Source organism: Marinicrinis lubricantis, from assembly GCF_042658665.1.
GTDB classification, from domain to species: Bacteria; Bacillota; Bacilli; order Paenibacillales; family KCTC-33676; genus Marinicrinis; species Marinicrinis lubricantis.
The window spans coordinates 151,724-165,446 of record NZ_JBHSQV010000187.1 but is presented as its reverse complement, the minus strand read 5'-3'; the positions used below and the strand labels follow the sequence as shown (position 1 = coordinate 165,446).

The window sequence follows — 13,723 nt, the reverse complement described above, 5'->3', positions numbered from 1 at the left end:
CGATGAGAACAAAACCTGAATTGCTTGCTACCGCCGGCAGCTTGGAGGAAATCGATGCGGTGTTGGATGCTGGGGCGGACGCAGTCAGCATTGGAGAGCAAACGTATGGTCTAAGAATGCCCGGTGCGCTTAGCATACTGGATATAAAGCAGGCTATAGATAAGGCTCATGCCCGCGGCGCTAAAGCATATGTGTCGGTGAATAATTTGTATGAGAACCATATGCTGGAAGGGTTGAAACACTATATAGAGCAGCTCGTCGAGTGGAAGGCGGATGCGATTGTATTCGGCGATCCATCCGTGATGGTTTCACTTCAGGAATTAGGCATGTCTATTCCGCTGCATTGGAATCCGGAGATGACCGCGACCAACTATGCTACAGCGAGATTTTGGCAGAAGAAAGGTGCATCCCGCGTCGTTCTTGCCAGAGAGCTGAATCTACAGGAAATCCATGAAGTGAAGCAGAATTTGCCGGACATGGAAGTTCAAGTGCAAATTCATGGAATGACCAATATGTATCATTCCAATCGGTATTTGCTGCAAAATTATTTCGAGCACCATGGCCGAAAGGTGACTTCTGAAGAAATTGGTCCCGAGCGGCAGCTTTATCTCGTGGAGCGCGAAAGACCCGAGCTGCAAATTCCAGTTTATGAGGATGCCTCAGGCACGCATATTATGAGCGCGGATGATATTTGTCTGCTTGAAGCTTTGGATGAGTTGTTTGAAGTAGATTTGGATAGTGTGAAAATTGACGGTTTATTGAAACCGCTCGAATATCATACGACCGTGATTCGGACGTATCGTGAGGCGATTGATGCTTATTATGAAAATCCAGAGGCGTATCAGTTTCATCCCGAATGGCTGGAGCGTATTCAGGCGCTGCAGGATCCGAATCGGGAGCTGAGCTTCGGCTTTTTGTTTAAAGAGCAGGTATACTGATCTGTTTGCAGCACAGGCAGTCATCAACGAAAAAGGAGGCATAGGTTATGGCAGTCGATGTGATGAAAATTCCGAATCCATCCACAAGGAAGCTCTCCAAACCTGAGATATTAGCTCCCGCTGGAAATTTGGAAAAGCTTAAAATGGCCGTGCATTACGGAGCAGATGCCGTTTATATCGGCGGGCAAAAATACGGCCTGCGCTCGAATGCAGATAATTTCAGCTTTGAAGAAATGAAGGAAGGCGTTCAATTTGCCGCCAAGTATGGCGCAAAGGTATACGTCACGACCAATATATACGCCCACAATGAGGATATTGATGGAATCGAAGAGTACCTGAAGCAGCTGCAGGAGGCAGGGATTGCTGCGATTATTACGGCAGATCCGGTCATCATGGAGGCAGCGATGCGTGTTGCACCGAAGCTGGAGGTTCATGTCAGTACACAGCAATCGGTTATGAATTGGAAAACGGTACAGTTTTGGAAGGATTTCGGAGCGCCGCGTGTTGTATTGGCCAGAGAAGCCAGTATGGCGGACATTGTAGAAATTAAAAATCGCGTTGACGTAGAAATCGAGGTATTCATCCACGGCGCGATGTGTTCTTCTTGGTCCGGCCGCTGTACCCTGTCAAACCATTTTACGGATCGGGATTCCAACCGGGGAGGCTGCTGTCAGTCGTGTCGCTGGAAATACGATCTGTATGAAAAAGGGACAGGGAATAAACTGGGGGATGATGTGCCTCTGTTTGAAGACGAGGACGATCCGTTTTCGATGAGCTCCAAGGATTTGTTCATGATCGAGCATGTTCCGGATTTGATTCAATCCGGTGTCGACAGCTTCAAAATTGAAGGTCGGATGAAGAGTATGCACTATGTGGCCTCCGTCGTGAATGCATACCGCCAAGCGGTTGACGCTTATATGGCAGATCCTGAGCATTACGAATTAAAGCGGGAATGGGTGGAGGAAATCTATAAAGCCGCAAACCGCCCGCTTAATACAGGCTTTTTCTACGATCGTCCAGGCCACGAGGACCATATTTTTGGACCCGAAGCCAAAATGATCGGTTACGACTTCGCCGGCTTAGTGCTGGATTATGATCCAAAGACTTCGATCGCGGTTGTACAGCAACGCAATTATTTCAAGCCGGGGTACGAGGTTGAATTCTTCGGACCGAAGGGTACCTTTTTCAAGCAAAAGGTGGAAGCGATTTATGACGAAGAAGGCAATTCGTTGGATGCGGCTCGTCATCCGCTGCAGGTGCTTCGCATGAAGGTAGAGCATCCGGTGAAGCCGATGGATATGATGAGAAAGAAAATTTAGTAGTTTAGCCCTTAAGGAATTCGCATAGATAGTAACGGCTGGTTCGGACGAATTTATGTCTGGATCGGCTTTTTTCATTCATCGAATATCATGCTTCTTATGCTTTCGTAATCTCTTGCTTAATCTGACTTAAAATGTGGGCGCAGGACTAACATACGAACGGGGAATATAGTACAATGGGTTACAATGAAAAATGACCTGCCGCTTTACCGAGTAGTGATATTACGGGAGGGATGAGCTTGAAATTCTCCGTCTGCATCGACGCTTTGTTTCGACATGAGAATCTGTCATTAGAAGAGCAATTAAAACGGGTAAAAGAAAGCGGTTACGAGGCATTTGAGTTTTGGTCTTGGTGGGACAAGGATTTACATCAGATTAAGGAACTAAAGCAGCAATTGGGTTTACATATTGCCTGCTTCTGCACCAAGTTTGAGTCGCTAACGGATGCTTTAAGAAGACCAAGCTATCTCCAGGGACTCAAAGACAGTATCGAGGCGGCTCAAGCATTAGGGTGCTCCATGCTGATTACTCAAGCTGGTTCGTTGCTGCCGGGGGTGCCGCGTCATGAACTTCTGGAGAGCTTAGTCACGGGCTTGAAGGAAGCGGACCGATTGCTTGAGCACAGCGGCATTACATTAGTGCTAGAGCCGCTCAACACGCGAGTGGATCATCCGGGATATGCTCTTGATTCTTCACTTGAAGCGTTACAGGTGCTGGATGAGGTGGGGAGTTCGCGGATCAAGGTGCTGTTTGACGCTTATCATCAGCAGGTGATGGGGGAAGACATTATCTCAATCATTCGAACGCACCATGATCGCATTGGGGCTTACCATATCGCCGACGCACCGGGTCGTCATGAAATAGGCTCTGGAGAAATGGATATTTACAAGCTGCTGGAGGCGATTCAGAAGACAGGATATGATAGATATGTCGGACTGGAATATTTCCCTCTTCATGATGCAGCCGAGGGATTGAGCCGCTTTTATCGTACATTTGGCAGTTTTGAGCGTCTTTGAGACATAAGTACAACTAACAGAGGTGATGAATATGTATATCGATGCACACCAGCATTTTTGGAAATATGATCCGAAGGAGTACGATTGGATATCTGAGGATATGCAGGACATTCGAAAGGATTTTATGCCGGACGATTTGAAACCGCTTTTGCAGAAACTGGGGTTTGCCGGATCTGTGGCCGTTCAAGCGAGAACAACGGTGGAAGAGACGGAGTGGCTGCTGCAGCTGTCGGATCAATATGAGCATATCATGGGTGTAGTTGGCTGGGTCGACTTATGTTCTCCTGAGGTTGAAAAGGATTTGGAGCGCTTCGCGAAGCACCCGAAATTTAAAGGTGTAAGACATGTGGTGCAGGGAGAGCCGGATGATCGATTTATGTTAAGAGAGGAGTTTCTGAGAGGGCTGTCCCTGCTGAAGCAATATCATCTTACATACGACTTGTTGCTGTTTCCGAAGCATTTGCCGGTGGCTTCCGAGGTCGTCAAGCAATTCCCAGAACAGAAGTTTGTGCTGGATCATTTGGCGAAGCCGTTCATTGCGGATGGCATCATCGAGCCATGGGCCGCAGAGATTCAAAAACTGGCGAAGCATAAGAATGTGTACTGTAAAGTTTCCGGCATGGTAACAGAGGCGAAATGGCATGACTGGAAGGCGGAAAATTTCAAACCTTATTTGGATGTCGTCTTTGAATCCTTTGGGTGCGATCGACTGATGATCGGATCGGATTGGCCGGTTTGTACGGTCAGTCAGCCGTATGATGTTGTGATGAGGATTGTCATGGACTATATCCAGCAATTCTCAGCAGAGGAGCAAGCGGCTGTACTAGGTGGAAACTGCAGAGCGTTTTATAATTTGTAGTCAGCCAAGAGAGGGAGACCATAATGCTCGAGGAGAATGAACACATTTCGTTGCTAGGTCGCCCTCTCTCCTTCGTTGTTTCGTCCGCGAAATTGTTTGGGAGACACACCGTATTTGCGTTTGAATACGCGATGAAAATAAGTATAGTTTTGAAATCCGCAGCTTTCGGCGATGTGCTCCAAGGTCATCAGGCTGTATACAATGCGTTCCTTCGCCATATCGAGGCGAACGTCAAGTGCGTACTGCATAATGCTCACACCGTATACCTCCTTGAATAAATGCACGGCCCGAGAAACGCTGATGCCTACATGCTCCGCTACGTCCGAAAGCTTAAAGGTCGAGAAGGCATGATCTTGAACAAACTGCTTCATCTGGTATGCAATAAAGGAGTTGCCGGAATAGAGCGGTTGTTCGGTTAGTGCATGCTCGATGGTGAGCAGCAGTACTCTGCATAAATAGTCCAGGATTTCTGCAGAGCGCTGACCCAGCTTTCTCTGTTCTTTCGTAAGCTGTTTCAACAATTGCACGATATCGCCGTCCAACGGAACTCGGTATTTTGGTTTCGGTTTCACTCTCGACCACCAAGCGTCGATCCATTCGCCTTTGAAGAAGATGAAATAATCGCCGCTGGAAATATAGCTGTGTCCATCAGCGTGCTGTTCTTCCTCTATCTTTAAAATGTATGGATTCGAAGGGGCGATGAAGAGCAGGTCGCCTGGAACGATTTGCACCATATCGCCGTCAATCATGGAACGGCTGAAGCCTTCCGTTTGAATGCGAATTAAATAAAACGGAAAGCCTTCCTTCATCATCGCCTGGAAAGGCTTCGTATGATAAGAATATCCGGAGGAAAGCACCTCGCAGCCAAGTGTGGGGTAATGCATGATTCAGAATGCCTCCTTGGGAGGTTGATTTGAAAGAAGAAAAGGCCCTTGTAAAGCGAGCTGTCGTATATGAAAAAGCATATTTTTCCTATATTATCCGAAGTGGACCGAAAGCTGCCCGTCTATGTGACGACGGTAGGCGAATGGGATCATCAAAATCCGATGACAAGAGGAGAGGAATTCTCCGATTTCCAATGGATTCAATGTATTGGCGGAAGCGGTAAACTGTATATCCATGAAAAAGAATACGAAATAAAGCCGGGACAAGGCATGCTGTTGTTTCCAAGGCAAAGCCATCATTATGAGGCGATGACATCGCCATGGTCGGTGTTTTGGATTTCCTTCAACGGCGAAGCCGTTCATTCCGTACTCGAACAGCATGGCATTCGCACTTCAGGAGTGTATGCCGCTTTAGATCCACAGTATATGCTGGCTAAGCTGTACGGTATTCAGGATGTGCTCCAGCATGAAATTCACGGACAATATAAAGCTTCACCGATCATGTACGAGATGCTGCTCCGGTTGAGCTTATGGGTTGCCAGCCCCGGAAGTATGCGGGCGGATGAAGCGGCCGGACCGTTAACGCCAGTGCTGCAATACATAGAGAGACATTATGCAGAGCGCCTGACATTGCAGATGTTAGCTGAGCTGATCCCCGTCACAAGATCTTATCTATGCACATTGTTCAAGCAGCTGCTCGGCATGAGTCCCATGGAATATGTCACACAAAAAAGAATCAGCAAATCGAAGGAGCTGCTTTTGACATCGAGAGAGATGCAAATTCAAGAAGTGGCAGCTTCGGTCGGTTATGAAAATACGAGCTATTTTATTAAATTGTTCAAGAATATCGAAGCGGTGTCGCCGCACCGTTTTCGTAAAATGCATTGATTCATTTTGCTGAATATATATGTTATTTAGCTATCCGCAGTGAATTTATTGTTATTCATTATACAGCATACGAAATAAAAATGACCAGATTGTTCATGTTTAAGTTACATCCTTCATGTTCAGGGAAGACTAGATATGTTGAAATAGAAGCAGGTTCAATTCATTTTTAAAAACAGGGAGGAATCTCTTGTGAAAGTAGGAGTACAGCTGTATACCGTACGCGATGAGCTGGAAAAAAATTTCGTGGGCACTCTTGAAAAAATCGCTGAATTGGGTTATCTTGGCGTTGAATTTGCAGGCTATGGCGGTTTAACCTCAGCGGAAATGAAGTCTGAGCTGGATCGACTAGGATTGGTCGCAGCAGGCAGTCACGTATCTTTAGACAGATTGCTTCACGATGCGGAAGGCGAAATTCGTTACATTAAAGAAGTCGGTGCGAAGTATATCTCTATTCCTTTCGTTGGTGACGAGTGGCGAAATGAAAACTGGCCGAAGCTGTTCGAAACAATAAAAGAGATTGCTCCGGCTGCGAATGCGCAGGGCATCACATTGTGCTATCATAATCACGATTTCGAATTAACGCAGCAGACTTCGGGAATACCTGTGCTCGATGCGATGATGGAAGCGATAGACAGCAGTCTGCTGTCACTTGAGCTGGATGCATGCTGGGTTCATTATGCCGGCTACTCTCCTGTATCGTATATCGATAAATACAGCAGCCGATTGCCGATTGTACATTTCAAGGATGTAAAGAAGCAGAATGAAGGGCCGCTTACGGTAGAACTGGGTCAAGGTGAAGTGGATTTGAAAGCGATTGCTCAGGCGGCTCGGAAGACGAATGCCGAGTGGCTTCTTGTTGAGCAGGATTTCTGCCAGAAGCCTTCACTGGAAAGCATCGCGAACAGCATTCAGTGGATGAAGGACAATTTGTCCGATATGAATTTGGTCTATCGCGCTTAATATATGGGATTGAAGGAGGATTGTCCTGCTGTATATTGCAGCGGCGGGGCAATCCCTTTATATTTCTATCTCTTGCAAGAATATTATTTTCTCTTAAACAGCACAGATGGATTTGGAAAATTAAAAGGAAAAAAACGGATGATGGTGAAATATTCTAGAGAAGGCAATAAGTGCTTTAATTTGAAAAATGAAATGAGGCTGTGATGGCGATGACGGAATATCGGATGGTGCGGCCGGAAGAGCTGCTGATGGCTGTACGATTAGCGGATGCAACGTTTAGAAATGACGAACAAATTTCCATGGGTAAAGCATTTCCGCATGTTTTTTCTTCATCGATGGCGCATTCCTTTGGTGCATTCGTGGAAGGCGAGCTGGTTTCTTTTATCGGGCTGGTGCCGAATTTCATACGGATTCATGAAAGCCTGCTATCTGTATATTCGATTGGTGCCGTCTGTACGAATCCAGAACACCGGGGAGCTGGCCATGCGAGCAAGCTGCTCGATCTCGTCGTGGATTACGCAGATAAAGCGGGTGCATCGCTGCTTCTTGTGTCAGGTGATCGTTCTCTCTACTTACGTAAGCAATGCGTACCGTTCGGAATAGGCAGGAAATATGTGCTTTCGAAGGATGCGGATCAGAGACAGCCAAGATACCAGATTCGGGAGTACCATTCGAATGATCTGCTTCGAATCAGCAGACTTGCTTCTAGTAGAGCCGTTCGTTACGTTCACAGCCCTTGGGATGTAGCACAGTTGATTGGAGGGGGAGCATTTAGCAGCTGTATTGATCAGAAGCAGCATATTTTACTCGCCGAGGATGGCCGGGGAGTAGTTGCCTTTGCGGTTATTGCTGCTCCGACAAAGGATGGACAGCATGGGAGAGCTATGGAGTGGGCGGGAGAAGAAGAAGCAGTTCGTCAGCTGCTGCTTACGGCTGTTCATAGGCATCATATGAATGCGCTGGAAGTGCCGGTCATGAGCTATGAACACGAATTAAATAAGCTGCTTTCGACATATCCTTCAGAGCAAATAGCAAACAGCGGCACGGTGAAAGTTTTGAATGCGCAAAGGCTTCTTGAGCAGCTTCAACCTTATTTAATGACTTATCATTCGGCCGAGCTTGCAGCCGAGCACATCGGATCGGATGAAATGAGCTTGAAGTGGTCAGATGGCGAGAAGAAGATGTCGGCTTCCGAATTCGCTGCGTGCATTTTTTCAGGAGTACAACCGCAATCGATGCCTGCCGAATTCCAGAAGCAATGGGATGGAGCTTTCCCGCTGCCTTTCCCGTATACGTGTGGACTAAATTTCGTATAATCAGCAATCGGAAGCAAAGGAGAGATGACGATGCTTATTCAAGAGAATGATATTGTTTTGTTTCAAGGGGACAGCATTACCGACAGCGGAAGAAATAGAGACAACGGAGATGACTTGGGCAATGGTTATGCTCTCATGGCGGCAGCTGAATTTTCATACAAATATCCCCGTCACCAAGTGAAGTTTTTCAATCGAGGAATTAGCGGTAATCGAGTGCCGGACCTTCAGCGGCGCTGGCAGGATGATTGCTTGGCGTTGAAGCCGAACGTCGTTTCTATTTATATAGGAATTAACGACACTTGGCGCAGATACGATTCAGGCAATCCTACTTCAGCAGAAGATTTCTACACGAATTACCGTCAGCTTATTATACAGACGAAGGATGCTCTGAATCCAAAGCTTGTGCTGGTCGAGCCGTTCGTTCTGCCTGTTCGTGAGCAGCAGAAAGAGTGGAGGGAGGATCTCGATCCGAAAATCGCCGCAGTGCGGGAGCTTGCCAGAGAGTTCGCCGATGCTTACGTTCCGCTAGATGGGTTATTCGCGGAGGCATCTGTAAGCAGGGAACCGGCTTATTGGGCGCCGGACGGCGTGCATCTGTCTCCTGCGGGCAGCGCATTAGTGGCGGATGCATGGTTGAAGGCGGTAGGAGCGAAATAAAGATCAGCAGATTCGACAAACCGGGTGTCTCATGTTGGCTCTAAGTATCCGGGACACCCTTCATTGTAATAAAGCGGCCTTATTGCCATCGATTTTAGACATAAATCATACATTCATTCGGGCGGTGCCATTTGATATATTGTTTAAGTTAAATCGGTTAAAATGAAGGACATCATGCGATTCTATCCATCATAAATCATGGGAGGAATGGAAATTGGTTAAAGAGAACATCAGATGGGGAATTATGGGCCCCGGCTATATTTCCTCGACGTTTGCGAAGGATTTGCAGCAGACCGAAGGAGCGGAACTCGTCGCTGTCGGGTCAAAATCCATGGAGAGGGCAGAGAAGTTTGCTGAGGAATTCAATATTCCTAAAGCTTACGGCGATTACGAGGAAATGGCGAATGATCCGAATATTGATATCGTGTATGTCGGAACACTGCACCCCGCACATAAAGACAATGTGCTCACTTGCTTGCGTGCAGGAAAGGCGGTACTGTGTGAAAAGCCATTCACAATCAATGCGCAGGAATCCAAGGAGTTGATCTCCTATGCTAGGGAAAATCAGCTTTTCTTAATGGAAGCCATGTGGACTCGCTACCTTCCGCCGATCGTCAAGGTTCGAGAATGGCTCCAGCAAGGGCTCATTGGGGAAGTAAAGCTAGTACAGGCGAATTTTGGGTTTGATATCGGCAATCAGGCGGAAGGACGTCTGCTCAATCGAGAATTGGGCGGCGGTGCATTGTTGGATGCTGGAATTTATCCCGTTTCGTTCGCGTCCATGGTATACGGACAGCAGCCTAGCAAAATCATGAGCAGCGCTTATTTGGGTGAAACAGGTGTAGATGAACGGTTTTCACTGTTGTTTGAATACGAGGGTGGACAAAAAGCAATGCTTGGGGGAGCCGTTCGCTTAGATATGGTGAATGATGCTTATATCTACGGTGAAAAAGGCTACATTCATGTGCCGAATTTTCTCTTCAGCCGTGCTGCGACACTGCATGTGAAGGGCGAGGAGCCGGTTCCGTTCCAGTGCGAACGCGAGACGAGCGGATACAATTTTGAAGCGATCGAGGCGATGTCCTGTTTACGGGAAGGACGCACGGAAAGCAGCATCATGCCGCTGGACGAAACGCAGCAAATTATGCAAACACTCGATCAAATCCGAGCGCAGTGGGGCCTTCGTTATCCTGGAGAAGAGTAATCAAAAAAAATGCATCTGTAAAAGATGTTGCAAATTGACGGATAACGTGGTTTCATGAATAAAGGACTTAGTTTGTTTAATCAATCATCAAAGTAGGAGGTACAACATGTCCGTTATACAATTTCCTAAAGATTTCGTTTGGGGAGCCGCAACCGCATCGTATCAAATTGAAGGTGCCTGGAACGAAGACGGTAAAGGACTGTCCATCTGGGACGTTTTCTCCCACACGCCGGGTAAAGTCGTTAATGGGGATAATGGAGATATTGCATGTGATTCGTACCATCGTTACGAGGAAGACATTGCACTGATGAAGGAACTCGGCATTAAGGCGTACCGTTTTTCCATTGCATGGCCAAGAATTTACCCTCAAGGTTCGGGTGAGGTTAATCCGAAAGGGCTTGAATATTATCATCGTTTCGTTGATAAGCTGATCGAAAACGGAATTGAGCCGTACTGTACATTGTACCATTGGGATTTACCGCAAGCGCTGCAGGAAAAAGGCGGCTGGAACAACCGGGAGACGATCGACGCCTATCTGCAATATGCAGAAACGATGTTCAAAGAGTTTCAGGGCAAAATCAAATATTGGATTACGTTCAATGAGCCTTGGTGTGTCTCGATGCTTTCCAACTATATCGGTGCACATGCGCCGGGAAATCAGGATTTGCAGCTGGCACTGGACGTAGCTCATCATCTGTTCGTCGCGCACGGCAAGACCGTTCGGATGTTCAGAGAGCTGGGCATCGAAGGGCAAATCGGGATTGCGCCGAACTTGTACTGGTACGAGCCATACAGCAATCGCAAGGAAGATGTGGAAGCGGCTAGAAGAAAAAGAGCATGGTATAATGAATGGTTCTTGGATCCATTATTCAAAGGCTCTTACCCGCAGTTTATGGTGGATTGGTACAAGAAAAAAGGTGCAGAAGTGAATATCCAACCTGGCGATATGGAGATCATCAAAGAGCCGATTGACTTCTTAGGCATCAACTATTATTCCGGTTCCTTGGCTCGCTATAAGGAGAACTTCGAAGATTTCGACTGCGAAGAAATCGATGAGGGGTATGAGAAGACCGACATCGGCTGGAACATATATCCGGAAGGTCTTTACAAGACGTTAACGTGGTTGACCGAAACCTACGGTCCGGTGCCGATATACATTACCGAGAACGGTGCCTGCTACAATGACGGTCCTGTCGATGGCCGAGTACGAGATCAAAAGCGGATCGATTATTTGCAAAAGCATATTATTCAGCTGAACCGCTGCATTCAATCGGGTGTCAATTTGAAGGGCTATATTACTTGGTCGTTCATGGATAATTTCGAATGGGCAGAAGGCTACAGCAAAAGGTTCGGCCTCGTGCATGTTGATTATAACACATTGAAGCGTACACCAAAGGACAGCTTCTACTGGTATAGACATCTTGTGCGCACGAACTGGCTCGATATTCGCTAATTAGTGAAAATGGGTTGTTCCTAATCATGTATTCATGATATGGGACGGCCCTTTTTTCGTTTGTGTGAAGGAGGTCCTCTCTAGGATGCAGGTAGATGGGTTGCGTGAACAAAGTGAGAACGAGTACTTGAAACGTTCTTCAATGATTTCAATCTTCTTTTTGAGCGTATGGATTTGGGTATGAGTCTGGCAGAGCAACTGGTCTGAGGACGAGGGGAATTTACGACTGCGGGCAGTTGGGAAGTGAGCATGCACTGGATACAAAGGAAGCAGATTCGATTGAAGGGTGATGGTTGCGGCAGCCTCCAAGCTGCTGACGTCGTGGTTTCTTCCTTCAATCCTCTGCATGTAGCATATTCGTAAAGTATTGGATAAGGAAGTAAATAAATGAACGTTGCCATCAATCGGAGTTCCTTGGATAATAAAAATGTCAGCCCTCATGAAGTCTTACAAATCTTAAGAAATGGGGTAACCGTTGCGGATGCCAAAATGGATGAAGACCAAACTTTTGCTTATTGCATTATTGTTTGTTCAAAGTTTATCGGCTTGCGAGCAAAACGGCATCACGAACCACGAGGGACAAACCAAGACGGATCCCTCCTTCCTTTATCAAGAGCCTGGGTTAAGTCCATACGATCCACCGATTGAAATCACGTTCGTGAGAGAGATGAGTGATAACCTGGAACAACTGTTGAACGGTCTGCCAGATGAAACCTTGGAAGATAACAGGTGGAGCAGGCTGTATAAACAAGTGTTAGGGATTGAAATAACTTACAATTGGGTCGATCAAGGTGAACAGTATTATAAAAAGCTAGGCGCAGCACTGGCATCAGGCAACATTCCTGATGTCGTTGAAGTGAATGCACAGCAATTGAGACAGCTCGCCAACGCTGGATGGATTGAAGATTTAACTTCAGTGTATGAAACGTATGCGTCTTCGTTTACGAAGCAAGTTTTAACACAAGAAGGACCTGGGGCATTGGAGACGGCAACGATCGACGGAAGGTTGATGGGGATTCCGCAGAACGACTCCTCCATTGAAAGAGCCATGTATATTTGGATCAGGACAGATTGGTTGGATCAGCTAGGCTTACTCCCCCCGAAGTCGATGGAAGACGTATTGACAATTTCGAAAGCGTTTACAGAGAATGATCCAGACCGTAACGGCAAGCATGATACATACGGACTCGCATTGACTTATTATTTATGGGATCCCGTACTCAGCGCAACGGGCTTTATGGCCGGATATGATGCATTTCCAAGGATTTGGGTGGAGGATGAATCAGGTAAGCTCGAATATGGGGGGATTCAACCCGAGGTAAAAACGGCATTGGCGGTACTTCAAAAGATGTATGCTCAAGGTCAAATCGATAATGAATTCGCGTTTAAGGATGGCGTGAAAGTAAAGAAGCAGATAGCGGCAGGAAAAATCGGAATGATGTATGGGGAGCAATGGGGTTCGTTTGTCGTCCAAGAGAGTCGTGAGCATGATCCGAATGCACAGTGGCAGGCGTTTCCTATCGTATCGGCTGCTGGAGAAATAGCAAAGGTGCCGCTTCGTATAAGCACGGACCGGTATTGGGCCGTAAGGAAAGGGTACGAACATCCTGAAGCGATCGTGAAGCTGTTTAATTTGTATTTGGAAAAAAATTGGGGAGATACCGCGCAATATGAGACTTACTATAATACTTTACTTCCCGTGTGGCAGTTATCCCCAGTGAATCCTTTCCCGCCGATGAAAAACTTGGAGGCGTTTCGTCAATTGGAGGAAGCTCGCAAAACCGGCAATTCCGATGTGTTAGAGGACGAGGCGAAATTTATTCAAGAAAAACTAGAGTTGTATGTTTCCGAGAATGAAGACCGTGAATCAGGGTGGGGTTGGGAGAGAACCTATGGACCTGAAGGCGCGATGGCGATTTTAGATCAGTATGAAAGGAACGATCAGCTATTATTTGATCAATTTGCCGGGGCCCCGACAGCTACGATGATAGACAAAGAAATGATTCTGGATAATTTACAGCTCGACACGTATATCAATATCATTCTCGGCAGTCCTATTGACGAGTTTGATCAATTTGTTGACGAATGGAAGAGGATCGGTGGAGACCAAATCACGTCAGAGGTCAACGAGTGGTACGCACATCAAGGCGGTCCATCATGAGGTGCAATATAGGAGGATTCATTCATTTTAACACTAGAGCACGATTTCATTGATACTATGCATTCATG

12 protein-coding genes are annotated in these 13,723 nt (G+C 46.7%); 11 read left to right on the top strand and 1 reads right to left on the bottom strand.

Features of this window, described 5'->3' with window-relative positions; translation table 11 throughout:
* Nucleotides 1–2: 2 nt before the first annotated feature.
* The 4 genes from ACFPXP_RS22625 to ACFPXP_RS22610 all read left to right on the top strand — a co-directional run bounded on the left by ACFPXP_RS22625 (nt 3) and on the right by ACFPXP_RS22610 (nt 4,132).
* Complete coding sequence (locus ACFPXP_RS22625) at nt 3–938, top strand: peptidase U32 family protein (protein ID WP_379896785.1); 936 nt, start codon at nt 3–5, stop codon at nt 936–938.
* A 47-nt stretch (nt 939–985) separates the two neighbouring features.
* A complete protein-coding gene (locus ACFPXP_RS22620) occupies nt 986–2,257 on the top strand; it encodes a peptidase U32 family protein (RefSeq protein WP_379896784.1) in 1,272 nt (423 codons plus the stop codon).
* A 239-nt stretch (nt 2,258–2,496) separates the two neighbouring features.
* Complete coding sequence (locus ACFPXP_RS22615; protein ID WP_379896783.1) at nt 2,497–3,273, top strand: hydroxypyruvate isomerase family protein; 777 nt, start codon at nt 2,497–2,499, stop codon at nt 3,271–3,273.
* A 31-nt stretch (nt 3,274–3,304) separates the two neighbouring features.
* Complete coding sequence (locus tag ACFPXP_RS22610; protein ID WP_379896782.1) at nt 3,305–4,132, top strand: amidohydrolase family protein; 828 nt, start codon at nt 3,305–3,307, stop codon at nt 4,130–4,132.
* 53 nt (nt 4,133–4,185) lie between these two features.
* On the opposite strand, the gene ACFPXP_RS22605 is transcribed toward ACFPXP_RS22610, so the two are convergent.
* Nucleotides 4,186–5,016: a helix-turn-helix transcriptional regulator gene (locus ACFPXP_RS22605; RefSeq protein ID WP_379896781.1), complete on the bottom strand. Its 831-nt coding sequence runs from the start codon at nt 5,014–5,016 to the stop codon at nt 4,186–4,188.
* Between the two features lie 69 nt (nt 5,017–5,085).
* Here ACFPXP_RS22605 and ACFPXP_RS22600 point away from each other — a divergent pair, with 69 nt between their 5' ends.
* The 7 genes from ACFPXP_RS22600 to ACFPXP_RS22570 all read left to right on the top strand — a co-directional run bounded on the left by ACFPXP_RS22600 (nt 5,086) and on the right by ACFPXP_RS22570 (nt 13,655).
* Nucleotides 5,086–5,904: a helix-turn-helix transcriptional regulator gene (locus ACFPXP_RS22600; RefSeq protein WP_379896780.1), complete on the top strand. Its 819-nt coding sequence runs from the start codon at nt 5,086–5,088 to the stop codon at nt 5,902–5,904.
* 189 nt (nt 5,905–6,093) lie between these two features.
* Nucleotides 6,094–6,864, top strand: a complete 771-nt coding sequence (locus ACFPXP_RS22595; RefSeq protein ID WP_379896779.1) for a sugar phosphate isomerase/epimerase family protein — start codon at nt 6,094–6,096, stop codon at nt 6,862–6,864.
* A 203-nt stretch (nt 6,865–7,067) separates the two neighbouring features.
* The gene (locus ACFPXP_RS22590) at nt 7,068–8,180 is read left to right on the top strand and encodes a GNAT family N-acetyltransferase (protein ID WP_379896778.1); all 1,113 of its coding nucleotides are present in this window, start codon (nt 7,068–7,070) and stop codon (nt 8,178–8,180) included.
* Between the two features lie 30 nt (nt 8,181–8,210).
* Complete coding sequence (locus tag ACFPXP_RS22585; protein WP_379896777.1) at nt 8,211–8,837, top strand: SGNH/GDSL hydrolase family protein; 627 nt, start codon at nt 8,211–8,213, stop codon at nt 8,835–8,837.
* A 214-nt stretch (nt 8,838–9,051) separates the two neighbouring features.
* Nucleotides 9,052–10,041: a Gfo/Idh/MocA family protein gene (locus ACFPXP_RS22580; RefSeq protein ID WP_379896776.1), complete on the top strand. Its 990-nt coding sequence runs from the start codon at nt 9,052–9,054 to the stop codon at nt 10,039–10,041.
* A 106-nt stretch (nt 10,042–10,147) separates the two neighbouring features.
* Nucleotides 10,148–11,494 carry a GH1 family beta-glucosidase gene (locus ACFPXP_RS22575; protein ID WP_379896775.1) on the top strand — a complete coding sequence of 449 codons (1,347 nt, stop codon included), beginning with the start codon at nt 10,148–10,150 and terminating at the stop codon, nt 11,492–11,494.
* A 493-nt stretch (nt 11,495–11,987) separates the two neighbouring features.
* Complete coding sequence (locus tag ACFPXP_RS22570; protein WP_379896774.1) at nt 11,988–13,655, top strand: extracellular solute-binding protein; 1,668 nt, start codon at nt 11,988–11,990, stop codon at nt 13,653–13,655.
* The last annotated feature ends 68 nt before the right edge of the window (nt 13,656–13,723 follow it).

Bases quoted from the DNA above. Each gene is read 5' to 3' on its own strand.
- ACFPXP_RS22620 (WP_379896784.1), top strand. From the start codon at position 986: ATGGCAGTCGATGTGATGAAAATTCCGAATCCATCCACAAGGAAGCTC.
- ACFPXP_RS22605 (WP_379896781.1), bottom strand. From the start codon at position 5,016: ATGCATTACCCCACACTTGGCTGCGAGGTGCTTTCCTCCGGATATTCT.
- ACFPXP_RS22585 (WP_379896777.1), top strand. From the start codon at position 8,211: ATGCTTATTCAAGAGAATGATATTGTTTTGTTTCAAGGGGACAGCATT.
- ACFPXP_RS22590 (WP_379896778.1), top strand. From the start codon at position 7,068: ATGGCGATGACGGAATATCGGATGGTGCGGCCGGAAGAGCTGCTGATG.
- ACFPXP_RS22610 (WP_379896782.1), top strand. From the start codon at position 3,305: ATGTATATCGATGCACACCAGCATTTTTGGAAATATGATCCGAAGGAG.
- ACFPXP_RS22570 (WP_379896774.1), top strand. From the start codon at position 11,988: ATGAAGACCAAACTTTTGCTTATTGCATTATTGTTTGTTCAAAGTTTA.
- ACFPXP_RS22600 (WP_379896780.1), top strand. From the start codon at position 5,086: ATGAAAAAGCATATTTTTCCTATATTATCCGAAGTGGACCGAAAGCTG.
- ACFPXP_RS22575 (WP_379896775.1), top strand. From the start codon at position 10,148: ATGTCCGTTATACAATTTCCTAAAGATTTCGTTTGGGGAGCCGCAACC.
- ACFPXP_RS22625 (WP_379896785.1), top strand. From the start codon at position 3: ATGAGAACAAAACCTGAATTGCTTGCTACCGCCGGCAGCTTGGAGGAA.